This window comes from Salmonella sp. SJTUF14076, from assembly GCF_015534835.1.
Classification (GTDB): Bacteria; Pseudomonadota; Gammaproteobacteria; order Enterobacterales; family Enterobacteriaceae; genus Salmonella; species Salmonella enterica.
Genome location: NZ_CP064674.1, coordinates 3391519 through 3408092 on the forward strand (window position 1 = coordinate 3391519; position 16574 = coordinate 3408092).

The 16574-nt window shown below is 54.8% G+C and carries 13 protein-coding genes and 1 other annotated feature; of the genes, 5 read left to right on the plus strand and 8 right to left on the minus strand.

Going from position 1 to position 16574, the window contains the following annotated elements:
• The first annotated feature begins 73 nt into the window (after positions 1-73).
• Together HU143_RS16570 and ybaK are read left to right on the plus strand one after the other, a co-directional pair.
• Positions 74-868 (plus strand): TraB/GumN family protein, encoded by a 795-nt coding sequence (locus HU143_RS16570; protein WP_000421861.1) that lies wholly within the window; start codon positions 74-76, stop codon positions 866-868.
• Between the two features lie 201 nt (positions 869-1069).
• Positions 1070-1549 carry a Cys-tRNA(Pro)/Cys-tRNA(Cys) deacylase YbaK gene (gene ybaK / locus HU143_RS16575; RefSeq protein WP_000186618.1) on the plus strand — a complete coding sequence of 160 codons (480 nt, stop codon included), beginning with the start codon at positions 1070-1072 and terminating at the stop codon, positions 1547-1549.
• 116 nt (positions 1550-1665) lie between these two features.
• Here the strand turns inward: ybaK and ushA are convergent, their stop codons facing one another.
• On the minus strand, positions 1666-3318 hold the full coding sequence (gene ushA, locus HU143_RS16580; RefSeq protein WP_000670399.1) for a bifunctional UDP-sugar hydrolase/5'-nucleotidase UshA: 1653 nt from the start codon (positions 3316-3318) through the stop codon (positions 1666-1668).
• A gap of 171 nt (positions 3319-3489) precedes the next feature.
• Between ushA and HU143_RS16585 the strand changes: the two genes are divergently transcribed.
• Both HU143_RS16585 and ybaL read left to right on the plus strand, forming a co-directional pair.
• Positions 3490-4710: an MFS transporter gene (locus tag HU143_RS16585; RefSeq protein WP_001251593.1), complete on the plus strand. Its 1221-nt coding sequence runs from the start codon at positions 3490-3492 to the stop codon at positions 4708-4710.
• A gap of 214 nt (positions 4711-4924) precedes the next feature.
• A complete protein-coding gene (gene ybaL / locus HU143_RS16590; RefSeq protein ID WP_000546202.1) occupies positions 4925-6601 on the plus strand; it encodes a YbaL family putative K(+) efflux transporter in 1677 nt (558 codons plus the stop codon).
• A 48-nt stretch (positions 6602-6649) separates the two neighbouring features.
• On the opposite strand, the gene gsk is transcribed toward ybaL, so the two are convergent.
• A complete protein-coding gene (gsk, locus tag HU143_RS16595) occupies positions 6650-7954 on the minus strand; it encodes an inosine/guanosine kinase (protein ID WP_023227346.1) in 1305 nt (434 codons plus the stop codon).
• Between the two features lie 152 nt (positions 7955-8106).
• On the opposite strand from gsk, the gene aes reads away from it, so the two are divergent.
• Complete coding sequence (gene aes, locus HU143_RS16600; protein WP_001748996.1) at positions 8107-9078, plus strand: acetyl esterase; 972 nt, start codon at positions 8107-8109, stop codon at positions 9076-9078.
• On the opposite strand, the gene hemH is transcribed toward aes, so the two are convergent.
• The 6 genes from hemH to dnaX all read right to left on the minus strand — a co-directional run bounded on the left by hemH (position 9075) and on the right by dnaX (position 16510).
• A complete protein-coding gene (gene hemH / locus HU143_RS16605; RefSeq protein WP_023227345.1) occupies positions 9075-10037 on the minus strand; it encodes a ferrochelatase in 963 nt (320 codons plus the stop codon). The two genes, aes and hemH, sit on opposite strands and share 4 nt — an antisense overlap.
• A 229-nt stretch (positions 10038-10266) precedes the next feature.
• Positions 10267-10911 (minus strand): adenylate kinase, encoded by a 645-nt coding sequence (gene adk, locus HU143_RS16610; RefSeq protein WP_001220237.1) that lies wholly within the window; start codon positions 10909-10911, stop codon positions 10267-10269.
• A 705-nt stretch (positions 10912-11616) separates the two neighbouring features.
• Positions 11617-13491 (minus strand): molecular chaperone HtpG, encoded by a 1875-nt coding sequence (gene htpG / locus HU143_RS16615; protein WP_023227343.1) that lies wholly within the window; start codon positions 13489-13491, stop codon positions 11617-11619.
• A gap of 110 nt (positions 13492-13601) precedes the next feature.
• Entirely contained in the window at positions 13602-14207 is a 606-nt protein-coding gene (gene recR / locus HU143_RS16620; protein ID WP_001195023.1) for a recombination mediator RecR, read from the minus strand.
• On the minus strand, positions 14207-14536 hold the full coding sequence (locus HU143_RS16625; RefSeq protein ID WP_000467098.1) for a YbaB/EbfC family nucleoid-associated protein: 330 nt from the start codon (positions 14534-14536) through the stop codon (positions 14207-14209). Before HU143_RS16625 ends, recR begins: the two co-directional genes overlap by 1 nt.
• 45 nt (positions 14537-14581) lie before the next feature.
• Positions 14582-16510 carry a DNA polymerase III subunit gamma/tau gene (gene dnaX / locus HU143_RS16630; RefSeq protein ID WP_000121955.1) on the minus strand — a complete coding sequence of 643 codons (1929 nt, stop codon included), beginning with the start codon at positions 16508-16510 and terminating at the stop codon, positions 14582-14584.
• Positions 15185-15249, minus strand: a sequence feature (DnaX frameshifting element). It overlaps the preceding gene by 65 nt.
• Positions 16511-16574: the final 64 nt, after the last annotated feature.

Here is a 16574-nt window from a genome sequence, read left to right on the forward strand (position 1 = left end):
TTGACGTCCCGTCAGGGCGCATTGCGCCCTTTTCTCCAACGCGCTAGCATGAGCTTTTTCAAAGGGAGCGCGTATGGAGTTATTAAATCAACTTAAACGTTTATGGCGCGCGCTGCGTGGTACCCCAAATAGTTGGCCTGCTATCGATCTCTCCCTACCCGGCGGTCGTCATCTGCATCTGGTTGGCAGTATTCATATGGGGACGCGCGATATGGCTCCTCTTCCAGCAAAGCTGGTGAAAAAGCTACGCCAGGCCGACGCGCTGGTCGTTGAAGCGGATATTTCTGGTAACGAAACGCCATTCAGCAATCTCCCCAAATGCCCGCCGTTGGTCGAACGTCTCAGCGCCGGGCAGCTAAGCGCACTGGAAAAACGGGTCAGCGAGTTGGGTATGCCGCTGATCCATTTTGATAATCAACCTTTATGGCAGATAGCTATGGTGCTACAGGCCACGCAGGCGCAACGGCTGGGATTGCGCCCGGACTATGGCATTGATTATCAGCTATTACAGGCTGCCCGCGAAATGTCGCTGCCGGTGCAAGAGCTGGAAGGGGCGAAACACCAGCTCGAACTACTATGCGATCTGCCCGATGGCGGGATGGCGCTGCTCGACGACACGCTGACGCACTGGCACACCAACGCACGGCTTTTGCAGGTGATGATCGGCTGGTGGCTTGAACAGCCGCCGACCAGCGTCGGCGCTTCGCTCCCCAGAACGTTTAGCCAACCGCTGTATGATGTACTGATGGTGAAACGCAATGAAGCCTGGCGCGACGCGCTGCTGGCACTGCCGCCGGGACGCTACGTGGTAGCCGTAGGGGCGCTACATCTGTACGGCGAAGGCAACCTACCGCAAATATTGAAATAAAAAAATGGCCAATATCGCTATTGGCCCGTCAAAGAGGAATTTCATCGTTATTATTATCCCGACGCTTTCGCTTCGGATCTTCAGATTGTCGCTCAAAGTTGCCGCAACTGCCAAGACCTAATGCACAAGATTATACTATTTTTTAGTCCGCTTTCGGGCGTATGCTGATGGCAAATCACGTCTGTAGTAAGAAGGAACGTTATGACACCCGCAGTTAAGTTACTCGAAAAAAACAAGATTCCGTTTAACATTCACACCTACGATCACGATCCGAATGAAACTAACTTTGGCGATGAAGTGGTGCGTAAGCTCGGGCTAAACGCCGATCAGGTGTATAAAACGCTTTTGGTTGCCGTGAATGGCGATATGAAGCAACTGGCCGTCGCCGTAACGCCTGTAGCCGGTCAGCTGGATTTGAAAAAAGTTGCCAAAGCTCTGGGCGCGAAAAAGGTCGATATGGCCGACCCGATGGTGGCGCAACGCACCACGGGATATCTGGTCGGCGGGATCAGTCCGCTGGGACAGAAGAAACGGCTGCCTACGCTGATTGACGCGCCAGCCCGCACGTTTGCCACTATTTATGTTTCCGGTGGTAAACGCGGGCTGGATATTGAACTGGCGGCTGACGATTTGGCCGCCATCCTGGGTGCTAAATTCGCTGATATCGCGCGTCGGGATTAAGCCTGCGTAAAATACATTGCCGGATAGCGGCGCAAACGCCTTATCCGGCCTACAGCAGACATAATCCGTAGGCCTTAAGGCTGCGCGCCATCAGGCAGTGATGGCTATCCGTACCGCTACAGCCAGCTCACCTCGCCATTTGGCGTAAACGCCGCCGCATCCAGCGGTGAATTTTGCTGAATAAACTCTTTCAGCACTTCCGCGTCAATAAACCCGGTATTCACGTATCCCGGTTTGTTATCGATGCGCGGATAACCATCGCCGCCCGTGGCGTTGAAACTCAGCGTCGCCATGCGGTAGGTTTTGGCCGGATCAACAGGCTCGCCTTTGATTTTCAGATCGGTGAGCTTGCCCTCTTTGGCGACAAAGCTCACATTGGCGAACTGTGGATAGGCGCCGGAGTCCGGTTTCATCTGCGCTACGGCGGTGAGATAATCAACCACCTCTTTGCCGCTCATATCGGCATACACCACAATGTTGCCGAACGGCTGTACCTTGAGCACGCTTTTATAGGTAATATCTCCCGCCTCAATCGAGTCGCGAATACCGCCGCCGCTCATCACGCCAAAATCGGCGCCGGTGCGCGCGATCTGCGCAGCCAGAATCACCCGTCCCATATTGGTCTGGACAAATCTGACCTTACTGCGATCGCCTTCAAGAAGGCCATTCACGCTACCAATTTTCACCTCCAGTTGCGCTTTACCTTTATTCTGGAACGGCGTTAATAACGAGAGCATTTGCGGATTTTCTGCGATTTCCGGCGTGTAAAGTACACGCTCGCTTTTCCCGTTATCCCAGGTCACTTTTTTCTTTAGATTTACCGGAATAAGCTGGTAGTTAACCATTTTCATCTCGCCGTTACGGAATTCGAAATCCGCACGGCCCACATATTTACCCCACTCATGCGCCTGCACGATCCAGATGCCATTTTGCTTATCCGGCGCGCAGGGCGTTCCCGGTACGTAATTCACCTGTTTTTTATTTTCCGACGCCATGCATACCGGGTCTTGTGAGTGACCGCCCACAATCATCGCCAACGAACCGGCTGGCAGGCTACGCGCCATCTCAACGTCGCCCGGCGCGTTCGAACCGTGATCGCCATTGTCATAATGTCCCATATGCGTGGTCGCGATAATCACGTCCGGTTTTTCATTCATATTAAGTTCCTGAATCACCACCTTTGCTTCTTCAGCAGGTTTACGAAACTCAATATCGGTGAAATATTCCGGGTTGCCTATTTTCGCCGTGTCATCGGTGGTTAAGCCGATTACCGCGATTTTTATATCCTGGCGTGTAAAAATAGCCCACGGCTTAAACAGACGCTCGCCGGTACTTTTTTGATAAATATTGGCGGAAAGAAAGGGAAACTTCGCCCACTTTTCCTGCTGGCGCAATACGGTGAGCGGATTATCAAATTCATGATTACCGACGGCCATAGCGTCGTAGCCAATCAGATTCATCCCGCGGAAATCGGGCTCCGCATCCTGGAGATCGGATTCCGGCACCCCGGTATTAATGTCGCCGCCGGATAACAACAGGACGCTTCCCCCCTCTTGCGCCACCTCTTTACGGATACTGTCCACCAGCGTTTTTTGCGCCGCCAGACCATATTCGCCATATTCGCTGCGCCAGAAGTGACCGTGGTGATCGTTGGTATGCAGGATAGTAATTTTATAGGTTTTATCTTTTTCGTAAGCCTGTGCAGGCTGAGTCGTCAGCGCGAACGCCGCCAGTAACGCCAGCGCCACACCCCGTTTCAAAAATTTCATCTTTCTCTCCCTGACTCAATATCAACCGCAGAAATTACCTTTCCTTGCAATAATAGACAAATATGTTTTCAGAATTGAGACTTCCTTCAAACACATTTCACAGGTATGTTAGGCAAGTAATAATTACACATCCTACTATCTCCAACATCGCATAAAATTAAGTGACTTTCTATGGCCATGAGTGAACCAACCCAGCCGTTAGCCGGCGCGCCCGCAGCGGCCGCTAAAGCACGTACTTCGTTTGGTATTTTGGGCGCGATCAGTCTTTCCCATCTGCTGAACGATATGATCCAGTCGCTAATCTTAGCCATTTATCCCCTGTTGCAGGCAGAGTTTTCGCTGACTTTCGTCCAGATAGGTTTGATCACCCTGACGTTCCAGCTCGCCTCATCGCTGCTGCAACCGGTCGTCGGCTACTGGACGGATAAATATCCCATGCCGTGGTCGCTGCCTGTCGGCATGTGTTTTACCCTGAGCGGGCTGGTACTGCTGGCAATGGCGGGAAGTTTTGGCGGCGTATTGCTCGCTGCGGCGCTGGTGGGTACCGGCTCGTCCGTTTTTCACCCGGAATCGTCCCGCGTGGCGCGCATGGCCTCCGGCGGACGTCATGGTCTGGCGCAGTCTATCTTCCAGGTCGGCGGTAACTTCGGCAGTTCATTGGGCCCGCTGCTGGCCGCCGTGATTATCGCGCCCTATGGCAAAGGGAATGTCGCCTGGTTTGTGCTGGCCGCGCTGCTGGCGATCGTGGTGCTGGCGCAGATCAGCCGCTGGTATGCAGCCCAGCACCGGATAGCGAAAGGCAAGCCAAAAGCGATAATCGCTAACCCGCTGCCGCGCAATAAAGTCGTGCTGGCGGTCAGCGTATTATTGCTACTCATTTTCTCGAAATATTTCTATATGGCGAGCATCAGTAGCTATTACACCTTTTATCTGATGCAAAAATTCGGATTATCAATACAAAACGCGCAGCTCCATCTGTTTGCCTTCCTGTTTGCGGTGGCTGCCGGGACGGTAATCGGCGGGCCGGTGGGCGATAAAATCGGCAGGAAATATGTGATTTGGGGCTCTATTCTCGGCGTCGCGCCGTTTACCCTTGTTTTACCCTACGCCACGCTGTACTGGACGGGGATTTTAACGGTGATTATCGGCTTTATTCTCGCGTCGGCGTTTTCCGCCATTCTGGTGTATGCCCAGGAGCTGCTGCCAGGACGCATCGGTATGGTTTCCGGCCTGTTTTTCGGGTTTGCCTTCGGGATGGGAGGCCTGGGCGCAGCGGTGCTGGGGCTGATTGCCGACCATACCAGTATCTATTTAGTTTATAAAATCTGTGCTTTCCTGCCGCTTCTGGGGATACTGACCATATTCTTACCTGATAATCGACATAAAGCGTGATTTTATGGCGGTTAAAGGTACGCTTTAACCGCCTGTACATCCCGATGCCATCATGCTTTGCCCATCCCATACTTATCACTTTTCCGTTCCGTGCTCTTTTTACCGTCAGATTGTATTTTTTTATAAAACACAACCATTTTTTATAAACATCCTGATTGAAATTGTCATAAACTATTACCCGGAGTTTTGGAGTCCAGCAACCAAAGGAGACGGAATGCATCACGCTACCCCGCTTATCACCACCATTGTCGGCGGCCTTGTGCTCGCTTTTATTCTCGGCATGATTGCCAACAAATTGCGTATTTCTCCACTGGTGGGATATCTGTTAGCGGGCGTTCTGGCGGGACCTTTTACCCCGGGTTTTGTTGCGGATACCAAACTGGCGCCGGAGCTGGCGGAGCTCGGCGTGATTCTATTGATGTTCGGCGTCGGGCTGCATTTTTCGCTGAAGGATTTGATGGCGGTAAAGTCTATCGCCATTCCCGGCGCTGTCGCTCAGATAGCGGTGGCGACGCTGCTGGGTATGGCGCTTTCCGCCGTGCTGGGATGGTCATTAATGACCGGCATCGTTTTTGGGCTCTGTCTGTCTACCGCCAGTACCGTCGTCCTGCTGCGCGCGCTTGAGGAGCGACAACTCCTTGATAGCCAGCGCGGGCAAATCGCCATCGGCTGGCTGATTGTCGAAGATCTGGTGATGGTGCTGACGCTGGTCTTGCTGCCCGCCGTTGCCGGCATGGTGGAAAAAGGCGATGTCGGCATAGCCTCGCTGGCAGTCGATATGGGGATAACCATTGGTAAAGTGGTGGCGTTTATCGCCATCATGATGCTGGTCGGACGCCGCCTGGTGCCGTGGATTATGGCCCGCAGCGCCGCCACCGGCTCGCGCGAATTATTTACCCTTTCCGTACTGGCGCTGGCGTTAGGCATTGCGTTTGGCGCAGTAGAACTGTTTGACGTCTCTTTTGCGCTGGGCGCGTTCTTCGCTGGAATGGTGCTTAATGAGTCGGAACTGAGTCACCGGGCGGCGCACGATACGTTGCCGCTGCGCGACGCCTTTGCCGTCCTGTTTTTTGTTTCCGTCGGCATGTTGTTCGATCCGTTAGTCTTGATTCAACAGCCGCTGGCGGTGTTGGCGACGCTTGCCATTATCGTCTTTGGTAAATCGATCGCTGCGTTTTTCCTGGTGCGTATGTTCGGCCACTCGCCGCGAACCGCGCTGACCATTGCCGCCAGCCTGGCGCAAATCGGCGAGTTCGCCTTTATTCTTGCCGGACTCGGCATGGCGCTCAACCTGCTGCCGCAAGCGGGACAGAACCTGGTGCTGGCAGGCGCTATTTTGTCGATTATGCTTAATCCCGTACTGTTTACCCTGCTGGAGAAGTATCTGGCGAAAACCGAAACGCTGGAAGAGCAAACTCTGGAAGAGGCTATCGAAGAAGAGAAGCAAATTCCGGTGGATATCTGTAATCATGCCCTGCTGGTGGGTTTTGGCCGCGTAGGCAGTCTGCTGGGAGAAAAATTACTGGCGGCGGGGATTCCGCTGGTGGTTATCGAAACGTCCCGTACCCGCGTGGATGAACTGCGCGAACGCGGGATTCGCGCCGTGCTGGGCAACGCCGCTAACGAAGAAATCATGAATCTGGCGCATCTGGACTGCGCTCGCTGGCTGTTATTGACCATCCCCAACGGTTACGAAGCCGGTGAGATTGTCGCCTCAGCGCGGGAAAAAAGTCCTGATATCGAGATAATCGCCCGCGCGCACTATGATGATGAAGTGAAATATATTACCGAGCGGGGAGCCAATCAGGTAGTGATGGGCGAGCGAGAAATTGCCCGGGCGATGCTGGAACTGCTTGAAACGCCGCCCGCGGGTGAAGTCGTCGCCAGTTAAGGGTTTGCCGGACGGCCCGATGCGCGCAGCGCCATCGGGCAAGCCAGATTAGCGATCCCAGTACGACTCTTCCAGGCTGTCCTCACGCTCCGGCAGCCCGCGTGTCAGACGCGGAGAATGCTGGTTCAGTACCTGATAACTGACACGGTTAGCATATTTACACACCTGCGCCAGCGACGAATAGGTCAGCCAGGTGAATTTGTGCTTACTGGAGTTCGGTACGTTGCTACGATGGTAACTGTTCGCCGTAATATCGTGCAGCAGCGCCGCCAGCGCGCCATCGCCCGCGCCGTTGGTGTTCATGATTTTTTCCGGCCCGCCCATATACGGCGCAATATGCGAATAAACGCGTAGCGGATTAATACAATCTTTATGGCGCATTGCCCGGCTAAATTCATACTGGTTAAATTCAGCAATAGCCCCCGGCAGCAGCGGATGCTGGGTTTTACGTTTTGCTTCCTCTTCGATGAAGCCTGCCATATATAACCCTATCGGTCCGGCGGTGCATAACACCAGGTCGACCCAGTCCAGCGCCTTATCCGCCGCCAGCAGCGGGTCGTTTTCGCCGGTCAGCGCTTCCGCTTCTTCTTCGTTCATTGCCAGAATCGAGACATTCTCTTTGAGAAACGCCTGCCACCACTGCGGATTATCGGCGATCACAAATTTGGTGCCCAGCGTCATGACAACCGGCACGTTATGCTTTTTCGCGTATTCGATCGCTTTCATCGTCGCGTCAGGCATCGGTTCGCCAGGCTTACAGCGCACCAGATATGAGGTCAACACCAGCGCGGAGGCGCCAGCGATCACCGCTTCCGGAATACTTTCCGCCCGTAGCTGATTCATATGGCCGGGGCTGATAGCGAAGGTACGCTCGCCGGATTCGCCAATCAGCGTGAAACAGCGGCCAATCGGGCCATCTACCGCTTGCAGATAATTCAGGTCGGTACGGCTGGAAGTATTACACAGGTAGCGATAAGCGTAGCTGCCAATCTCAATGTTGCTGCACATCACGCCCAGTAACACCGAACGGTCATCCGCCAGTACCGAGTAATTGTGCATCGTATTGCCTATGGTGCCGCCAGCAAACTGATGGGTGATCAGATTTTCCCGCGTCAGTTCCTGATACAGCTTCTCCGCCACCTCGTCTTCTATCACCAGAGAATGCCCGGCGCTTAATCCATAGCGTGTAATAAAATCGTCATCCACTTTCGCCTCAATATCCACCAACGTCTGGTCGATACCGACGACCCAGGAGGCGTTGGTTTCCTGTTCTGGCTGAATTTGTTGCAACAACGGGTCGCGCGCATTGACGGGAAAATAGTGTTTGGATTTACGTTTACCGGGAAATTTCATGATTGTGCTTACGGATGAATAACGGAGCGCTGCATGGTAGCACATTCCCCCTGCTGCGCGCGACGGACGATGGCGTTTCAATATCGGACGACGAGATCGCAGTTTCTCCAGCCGCGTTTTTTACAATGGTTCACTTTCACAAGGAGCGTTTTATGAAGCCGGAAAATAAAATTCCCGTACTCACCCGACTGTCTGACGAAATGAAAGCCGTCGTAAACTTCCAGCAACCAGGCCTTCCCCCCTGGCCTGCCGATGGCGATATTGAGACCCAGCGTCAGTATTATCTTCTTGAGCGCCGTTTCTGGAATGCCGACGCGCCGTCCATGACCACCCGCACCTGCGTCGTCCCTACGCCTTATGGCGATGTAACAACCCGGCTCTACTCGCCGCAGCCGACCAGTCAGGCCACTTTATACTATCTGCACGGCGGCGGATTTATCCTCGGTAACCTGGATACGCATGACCGGATAATGCGTCTGCTGGCGCGTTATACCGGCTGCACCGTGATCGGCATTGATTATTCGCTGTCGCCGCAAGCGCGTTATCCACAGGCCATTGAAGAAACCGTCGCGGTATGCAGCTACTTCTCTCAACATGCCGATGAATACTCGCTCAACGTGGAGAAAATCGGTTTCGCCGGGGATTCCGCAGGCGCCATGCTGGCGCTTGCCAGCGCGCTCTGGTTACGTGATAAGCACATTCGCTGCGGTAACGTTATCGCGATTCTGTTGTGGTATGGGCTGTATGGGTTGCAAGATTCGGTAAGCCGCCGTCTGTTCGGCGGCGCATGGGACGGCCTGACGCGTGAAGATCTGGACATGTACGAAAAGGCCTATCTGCGTAACGATGAAGATCGGGAATCGCCCTGGTATTGTCTGTTTAATAACGATCTCACGCGCGATGTGCCGCCCTGCTTTATTGCCAGCGCGGAGTTTGATCCGCTCATTGATGACAGCCGCTTGCTGCACCAGACATTACAGGCGCACCAGCAGCCCTGCGAATACAAAATGTATCCCGGCACGCTGCACGCCTTTCTGCACTATTCGCGAATGATGACAATCGCCGACGATGCCTTGCAGGACGGCGCGCGATTCTTTATGGCGAGGATGAAGACGCCGCGTTAACGGTACGGCGCCGTGAGTTTCAGCATCATATCAATATGTTCCGGCGTCGCGTTCAGCGCCGGAATGTACGCATATTTTTTACCGCCCGCTTCAAGGAAAATCTCGCGGTTCTGTTCCGCTATCTCTTCCAGCGTCTCCAGACAATCCGCGGCAAATCCCGGACACATGACCTGAATATGGCCAGTCCCCTTTTCACCCAACATTTTTAGCGTTTCATCGGTGTACGGCGTCAGCCACGGTTCACGGCCAAAGCGCGACTGGAACGTCATCATTACCTTTTCCGGCGGCAGTCCCAATGCGGAAACCAGTTCGCGCGTGGTATCGCGGCAGCGCTGCGGATAGTCATCGCCTTCATCCGCATAACGTTGTGGAATGCCGTGATAGGAGAGCAGAAGCACATCGGGCTCGCCGTGCCTGGCGAACGACTCACGCGCGCTTTTCGCCAGCGCATCGATATAAGCGCCGTCATCCGCGTAATCGCGAATAAATGAGATACCGGGAATACGACGTTTACGCGCCAGTATCCGCCCCAGTTCGTCCCAGACTGCGCCCACCGTTGAGCAAGAGTATTGCGGGTACAACGGCAGCACGACGATATGGTCGACGTCGCTTGCTAACAGTTCATCGACAGCGCTTTCCAGCGAGGGCAAGCCGTAGCTCATCCCCAGCGCGACGGGCGTGTCTGGCAACCGCGCGGCCAGCGCCTGTTGCTGTTCGCGGCTATATACCATGAGCGGCGAACCGCCATCCATCCAGATAGATTGATAGAGTTTCGCGACGCGCGGCGAACGCAGCGGTAAAATAACGCCACGCAGCAGCGGCCACCACAGCAGACGAGGAGTATCCACCACGCGTCTGTCGCTTAAAAATTGTTTCAGGTAGCGCTTTACCGCTTCAGGAGTTGGGGCATCTGGCGTGCCAAGGTTAGCCAGCAGGATACCGGTTTTCGTCTGACGCATTGCCGCCTCTTATCTATTCAAATTGTTGATAATTGTAGCGGAAAAGTGATAAAGAAGAACTAATTGCTGCGAGAGGTAAGACGAGAATTCGCCGAATGGCGCTAACGATACCAGCAGGCCGGATAAGGCGTTCAGGCCGCCATCCAGCACCGATTGCCTGATGGCGCTACGCTTATCAGGCTTGCGGGATAATGGCAGGCCTGATAAGCGGTTCACTACGCGAAAAAAATTAACCGAGGATTTTTTCCAGCGCTGCGCGCACGTCGGCAACGGCCTGCGTACCGTCAACTTTAGCGTATTTGGTGTTGCCCGCTTCCGCTTCTTTCTGGTAGTAGCCAATCAGCGGCGCGGTCATCTGATGATATTCCACCAGACGTTTGCGAACGGTCTCTTCCTGATCGTCTTTACGGGTCGTCAGATCTTCGCCGGTGACGTCATCTTTGCCTTCCACTTTCGGCGGATTAAACTTAACGTGGTAAACGCGGCCAGAGGCGGCGTGTACGCGACGACCCACAATACGGTCAACGATCAGTTCGTCCGGTACGTCGAATTCCAGCACGTAATCCACCACAATACCCGCTTCTTTCATTGCGTCAGCCTGCGGGATCGTGCGCGGGAAACCGTCCAGCAGAAAACCGTTACGGCAGTCTTCCTGGGCGATACGCTCTTTAACCAGCGCAATCACCAGTTCATCGGTCACCAGTTTACCGGCGTCCATGATATCTTTCGCCTGTTTGCCCAACTCGGAGCCTGATTTCACTGCGGCGCGCAGCATATCGCCAGTGGAGATTTGCGGAATACCATATTTCTCCATGATGAACTGAGCCTGAGTTCCTTTACCCGCGCCCGGAGCGCCAAGCAGAATAATACGCATTACGAAAATCCCCTCAAAGGTTGTCGATATTTTTTAAAAAGCGCTAAACGATACCACCATCACGCATTTCGCTCAAGGAAGCCGCCTGATGCTGAAACGGTTAACGAAGAGAAATCGAGAAAAGAGAAGGTATTATAAAAAATGCCGGATGGCGCTGGCGCTTATCCGGCCTACAAACAGTACTCGCCCGTAGGCCGGATAAGATGCTTCGCGTCGCCATCCGGCAGTCACAAAACAGTACTCGTCCGTAGGCCGGATAAGACGTTTCACGTCGCCATCCGGCAGTCACAAAACAGTACCCGTCCGTAGGCCGGATAAGACGTTTCACGTCGCCATCCGGCAGTCACAAAACAGTACCCGTCCGTAGGCCGGATAAGACGCTTCGCGTCGCCATCCGGCAGTCACAAAACAGTACCCGTCCGTAGGCCGGATAAGACGTTTCACGTCGCCATCCGGCAGTCACAAAACAGTACCCGTCCGTAGGCCGGATAAGACGCTTCGCGTCGCCATCCGGCAGTCACAAAACAGTACCCGTCCGTAGGCCGGATAAGACGCTTCGCGTCGCCATCCGGCAGTCACAAAACAGTACCCGTCCGTAGGCCGGATAAGACGCTTCGCGTCGCCATCCGGCAGTCACAAAACAGTACCCGTCCGTAGGCCGGATAAGATGCTTCGCGTCGCTATCCGGCAATCAGATGAGCGTTATCAGGACACCAGCAACTGGTTCATACGGCGGATAAACTGGTTCGGATCTTCCAGCGTACCGCGTTCAGCGAACAGCGCCTGATCCAGCAGCAGCTCGACCCACTCTTTAAACTGCGCTTCATCCTCGGTATCGGCAGTGCGTTTAACCAGCACATGATCCGGATTGAGCTCAAAGATGTATTTCACTTCCGGCACGGACTGACCGGCCGCGGCGAATAGTTTCGCCATCTGGGTGCTCATTTCATCCGCATCGGTGGTGACAATCGCCGGCGTGTCGGTTAAACGATGCGTCAGACGCACCTCTTTCACGCGATCGCCCAGCAGAGTTTTGACACGCTCCACGAACGGCTCAAGCGCCTTTTCCGCTTCTTTCGCGTTTTCGTCGACTTCATCCGCCAGTTTTTCGATGGACTCATCGGCTTTAGCGACCGACTGGAATGCTTTACCGTCAAACTCGGTCAGGTAGTTCATCATCCACTCGTCGATGCGATCGGAGAGCAGCAGCACTTCGATGCCTTTCTTACGCAGCAGTTCCAGGTGCGGGCTGTTTTTCGCCGCCGCATAGCTGTCTGCGGTGATGTAGTAGATTTTTTCCTGCCCTTCTTTCATCCGGGAGACGTAATCTTCCAGCGACACGGTCTGGGCGGAAGAGTCGGTATGGGTGGAGGCAAAGCGCAACAGTTTAGCGATCGCTTCCTGGTTGGCGTGATCTTCCGCCGGGCCTTCTTTCAGCACCAGACCGAACTGTCTCCAGAAGGTTTGGTATTTTTCCGCGTCGTCTTTCGCCAGTTTTTCCAGCATTTGCAGGACGCGTTTGGTCAGGGCGCTACGCAGATTACGCGTTACCGTGCTGTCCTGCAGGATTTCACGGGAGACGTTCAACGGCAGGTCATTAGAATCAATCAGGCCGCGCACGAAACGCAGATAGTTCGGCATGAACTGCTCGGCATCGTCCATAATGAACACGCGCTGTACGTACAGCTTCAGACCATGTTTGTGATCGCGGTTCCACAGATCCCACGGCGCCTGCGACGGGATATACAGCAGGCTGGTGTACTCCTGCTTACCTTCCACGCGGTTGTGGCTCCAGGTCAGCGGATCGGTGAAATCATGCGCGATGTGCTTGTAAAACTCGTTGTACTCGTCGTCTTTAATTTCCGACTTGTTGCGGGTCCACAACGCCTGAGCCTTGTTGATTTTCTCCCAGGAAATCACGGTTTCGCCGTCTTTTTCTTCCCGTTTTTCAATCTCTACCGGCAATGCGATGTGATCGGAATATTTACTGATAATCGAGCGTACGCGCCAGTCATCGAGGAATTCATCTTCGCCTTCACGCAGGTGTAAGGTGATTTCCGTACCACGGTCATTTTTGGTGATATCGGCAACGGTATATTCGCCTTCGCCTGCCGATTCCCAGAACACGCCATTTTCCGGCTTGTCGCCTGCCGCACGGGTACGTACGGTCACTTTATCGGCCACAATAAACGCGGAGTAGAAGCCTACGCCAAACTGACCGATGAGCTGGCTATCTTTCGCCTGATCGGACCCCATTGATTCGAGGAAAGATTTGGTGCCAGACTTGGCAATGGTGCCTAAGTGGTCAATCACCTCATCACGATTCATCCCCACGCCGTTATCGGCAATGGTCAACGTACGCTTATCTTTATCGAAAGAGACGCGCACACGCAGCTCGCCATCTCCTTCATACAGGTCCGGGTTTGACAGAGCGCGGAAGCGCAGCTTGTCCGCCGCATCTGAGGCGTTAGAGATGAGTTCACGCAGGAAGATTTCTTTATTGGAATAAAGAGAATGGATCATCAGGTGCAGAAGCTGTTTAACTTCTGACTGAAAACCACGCGTTTCTTGTCCTTTCATGTGGATAGACCTCAACAATGCCATTTTTAATGGTAAAAATACGTTGAGGGTGAGATGGGGACAAGCGGGTGTGATTTCAAGCGGAGGCCGCGAATGCCGCCTCCGTTTGTTCAGAAAATAATCTTATGGCGTCCCGCCAGCGAGTGGGACAGCGTCGTACCGTCGACCATCTCCAGTTCGCCGCCAACCGGCACGCCGTGGGCGATACGACTGGCTTCGACGCCGGCCTCCGCGCACAGCTCGGCAATATAGTTCGCGGTAGCCTCCCCTTCAACCGTCGGGTTGGTCGCGAGGATCAGCTCACTAATTTTTTCTGACGCCAGCCGCTGTTCCAGACGATCGAGACCGATATCATCCGGCCCGATGCCGTCCAGCGGCGACAGGTGGCCCATCAGCACGAAGTACCGCCCGGAAAATTGCCCGGTCTGCTCAATGGCGTAGATATCCGCAGGACTCTCCACCACGCAAATCTGGCCGTTTTCCTGACGCCGCGGGTTCGAACAGATATTACAAACATCCTGCTCGGTAAAGGTGCGGCAGTCGGCGCAGTGGCCGATTTCCGACATCGCCCGGGTCAGCGCCTGCGCCAGGCGCATTCCGCCGCTGCGATCGCGCTGCAACAGGGTAAACGCCATCCGCTGCGCCGACTTAGGGCCAACGCCCGGAAGGCAGCGCAACGCTTCCATAAGCTGAGTTAACAGCGGACTGGTTTGCATCAGAATGGCATCTTAAAGCCTGGCGGCAGTTGCATACCGGAAGAGACGGAGGCCATCTTCTCTTTTTGCGTCTCTTCAATGCGGCGCGCCGCATCGTTGAAGGCCGCAGCGACCAGATCTTCCAGCATCTCTTTGTCATCTTCCAGCAGGCTTGGGTCAATTTCCACGCGGCGGCAGTTATGCGCACCGTTGATGGTAACCTTCACCAGACCCGCGCCGGATTCGCCGGTCACTTCCAGCTGCGCAATCTCTTCCTGCATTTTCTGCATTTTTTCCTGCATCTGCTGGGCCTGCTTCATCAGATTGCCCAGACCGCCTTTTCCAAACATAAGCTCTCTCTCTTGATGGTTCACAATCGCAAGCCAGGCTTACGATCAAATGGGGCGGATACTCTCTTCATCCAGCTCGGCGTCGAAGAATCGACGCAGCGTCTGAATGTTATTATCCGCAATAATTGACTCACGCGCTTGCGCGAGTTTCTCTTCATAAATGGCCTGACGCCATTCCAGCGGCGTACGCACCGCGGGATTATCATCTTCAACGATGGTCAGTTCAACCGTCGTTCCCGTCAGATCGCTGAGCGCTTGCGCCAGCTTTTGCTGCGCGCCGCTGGAATTGAGGTGCCGCTGCGTCGAGCGCAGATGCAGACAAACCGCGTTGCCGTTCTGCTCCTTCCAGGCATTGAGCGCCACCTGCTCCACCAGCTTAGGCAAAGAAAGCTGGCTTACCTGCGCCGCCCACGGATCGCGCTCAATCGCTTCCGCCGCCAGTTTAGCCGCCAGCTCCGGCGTTTTTTCATGCTCCAGAGCTTTCTTAAGCGCTTTTGGCGTAGCCACCACTTCTTTGGTTTGCACTACCGGCGTGGTGGCCTTCCAGCGATAAGCCTCTTTCTTTACTGGCGCCGTTTCCAGCGCAGACGGCGCCGGACGCGCCTGTACGCGCTCCGAAACCGAGGCCAGCCGCTCCAGCGCAGAGTTATTCACCGGCCGCGCGCGGGATGCGGCTGCCGGTTCACTCTTTTTTGTTTTGGTTACTCCCTGCGCGCGCTGTAGCTGATTGCGCGCCGCCAGCACCTGACTGGTAGACGCCGGCAGCGGCGCTGGCGATGTCTGCGGCGCGGGCGCCGACGGCTGCTGCACCTGCGGCGGCGTCATTACCGCCGTTGGGGCCACGGGCGCAAAAGACTGCCGCGGCGTTTCAGGCTCCGGCAAGGGCATACGCGGGTGAAACGCCAGCGCACGCAGTAACGTCATTTCAACGCCCATCCGCCGGTCCGGCGCCCAGGGCAATTCTTTGCGACCAATCAACAACGTCTGATAATAGAGCTGAAGATCGCCGGGAGGCACCGTCCGGGCAAGTTCGCGCATCCGTTGCTCGATAGCCGCCATATCGCTGCCTAACGCGGCAGGCGAAAGTTGCACCATCGCAATACGGTGCAGCAGGCTAAGCATTTCGACCAGCAGCGCTTCCCATTCAATACCGCGCGCCGCCGCCTCGTTGATAAGCAACATGACGCGTTCGCCGTTAGCGTCAACCACCGCCTCGACTAATGACAAAGCCTGGTCGTCGTCCAGCGTACCGAGCATGGCGCTTACCGCCTGCGTCGAAACCTGCCCGTCGCCGCTGGCGATCGCCTGGTCAGTCAGACTTAATGCATCGCGCAGGCTGCCGTCAGCCGCACGCGATAACAACTGCAACGCGCGGGGTTCGTGAGCGATATGTTCCTCATTGAGAATATGCTCAAGCTGATGGCGAATCTGTTCAACATCCAGCGCTTTGAGATGAAACTGTAGGCAGCGCGACAAAATGGTCACCGGCAGCTTCTGCGGATCGGTGGTCGCCAGTAAAAATTTCACATGCGCTGGCGGTTCTTCAAGCGTTTTAAGTAGCGCATTAAAGCTGTGGCGCGACAGCATGTGGACTTCATCGATCAGATAGACTTTAAAGCGACCGCGCGCAGGCGCGTACTGGACGTTATCCAGCAGGTCGCGGGTGTCTTCGACTTTGGTACGCGATGCGGCGTCAATCTCAATGAGATCGACAAAACGCCCTTGCTCAATTTCCCGACAGTTATCGCAAACGCCGCACGGCGTCGCGGTAATACCGGTTTCGCAGTTCAGCCCCTTCGCCAGCAGTCGGGCGATAGAAGTTTTACCGACGCCGCGCGTGCCGGAAAAAAGATATGCGTGATGAATGCGCCCTAACGACAAGCCGTTCGCCAGTGCGGTCAGCACATGTTCCTGGCCGACGACGTCAGCAAAGGTTTGTGGGCGCCATTTTCTGGCTAAGACCTGATAACTCATTGGCAGGCTCTGAAACGCTGGAAGGTGGATTCATAGAAGGGTAATGCTAACACAACCTCGCCGA

Excerpts from the sequence above, each read along its gene's own strand:
- HU143_RS16570 (WP_000421861.1), top strand. The coding sequence starts at position 74 with ATGGAGTTATTAAATCAACTTAAACGTTTATGGCGCGCGCTGCGTGGT.
- ybaK (WP_000186618.1), top strand. The coding sequence starts at position 1,070 with ATGACACCCGCAGTTAAGTTACTCGAAAAAAACAAGATTCCGTTTAAC.
- ushA (WP_000670399.1), bottom strand. The coding sequence starts at position 3,318 with ATGAAATTTTTGAAACGGGGTGTGGCGCTGGCGTTACTGGCGGCGTTC.
- HU143_RS16585 (WP_001251593.1), top strand. The coding sequence starts at position 3,490 with ATGGCCATGAGTGAACCAACCCAGCCGTTAGCCGGCGCGCCCGCAGCG.
- ybaL (WP_000546202.1), top strand. The coding sequence starts at position 4,925 with ATGCATCACGCTACCCCGCTTATCACCACCATTGTCGGCGGCCTTGTG.
- gsk (WP_023227346.1), bottom strand. The coding sequence starts at position 7,954 with ATGAAATTTCCCGGTAAACGTAAATCCAAACACTATTTTCCCGTCAAT.
- aes (WP_001748996.1), top strand. The coding sequence starts at position 8,107 with ATGAAGCCGGAAAATAAAATTCCCGTACTCACCCGACTGTCTGACGAA.
- hemH (WP_023227345.1), bottom strand. The coding sequence starts at position 10,037 with ATGCGTCAGACGAAAACCGGTATCCTGCTGGCTAACCTTGGCACGCCA.
- adk (WP_001220237.1), bottom strand. The coding sequence starts at position 10,911 with ATGCGTATTATTCTGCTTGGCGCTCCGGGCGCGGGTAAAGGAACTCAG.
- htpG (WP_023227343.1), bottom strand. The coding sequence starts at position 13,491 with ATGAAAGGACAAGAAACGCGTGGTTTTCAGTCAGAAGTTAAACAGCTT.
- recR (WP_001195023.1), bottom strand. The coding sequence starts at position 14,207 with ATGCAAACCAGTCCGCTGTTAACTCAGCTTATGGAAGCGTTGCGCTGC.
- HU143_RS16625 (WP_000467098.1), bottom strand. The coding sequence starts at position 14,536 with ATGTTTGGAAAAGGCGGTCTGGGCAATCTGATGAAGCAGGCCCAGCAG.
- dnaX (WP_000121955.1), bottom strand. The coding sequence starts at position 16,510 with ATGAGTTATCAGGTCTTAGCCAGAAAATGGCGCCCACAAACCTTTGCT.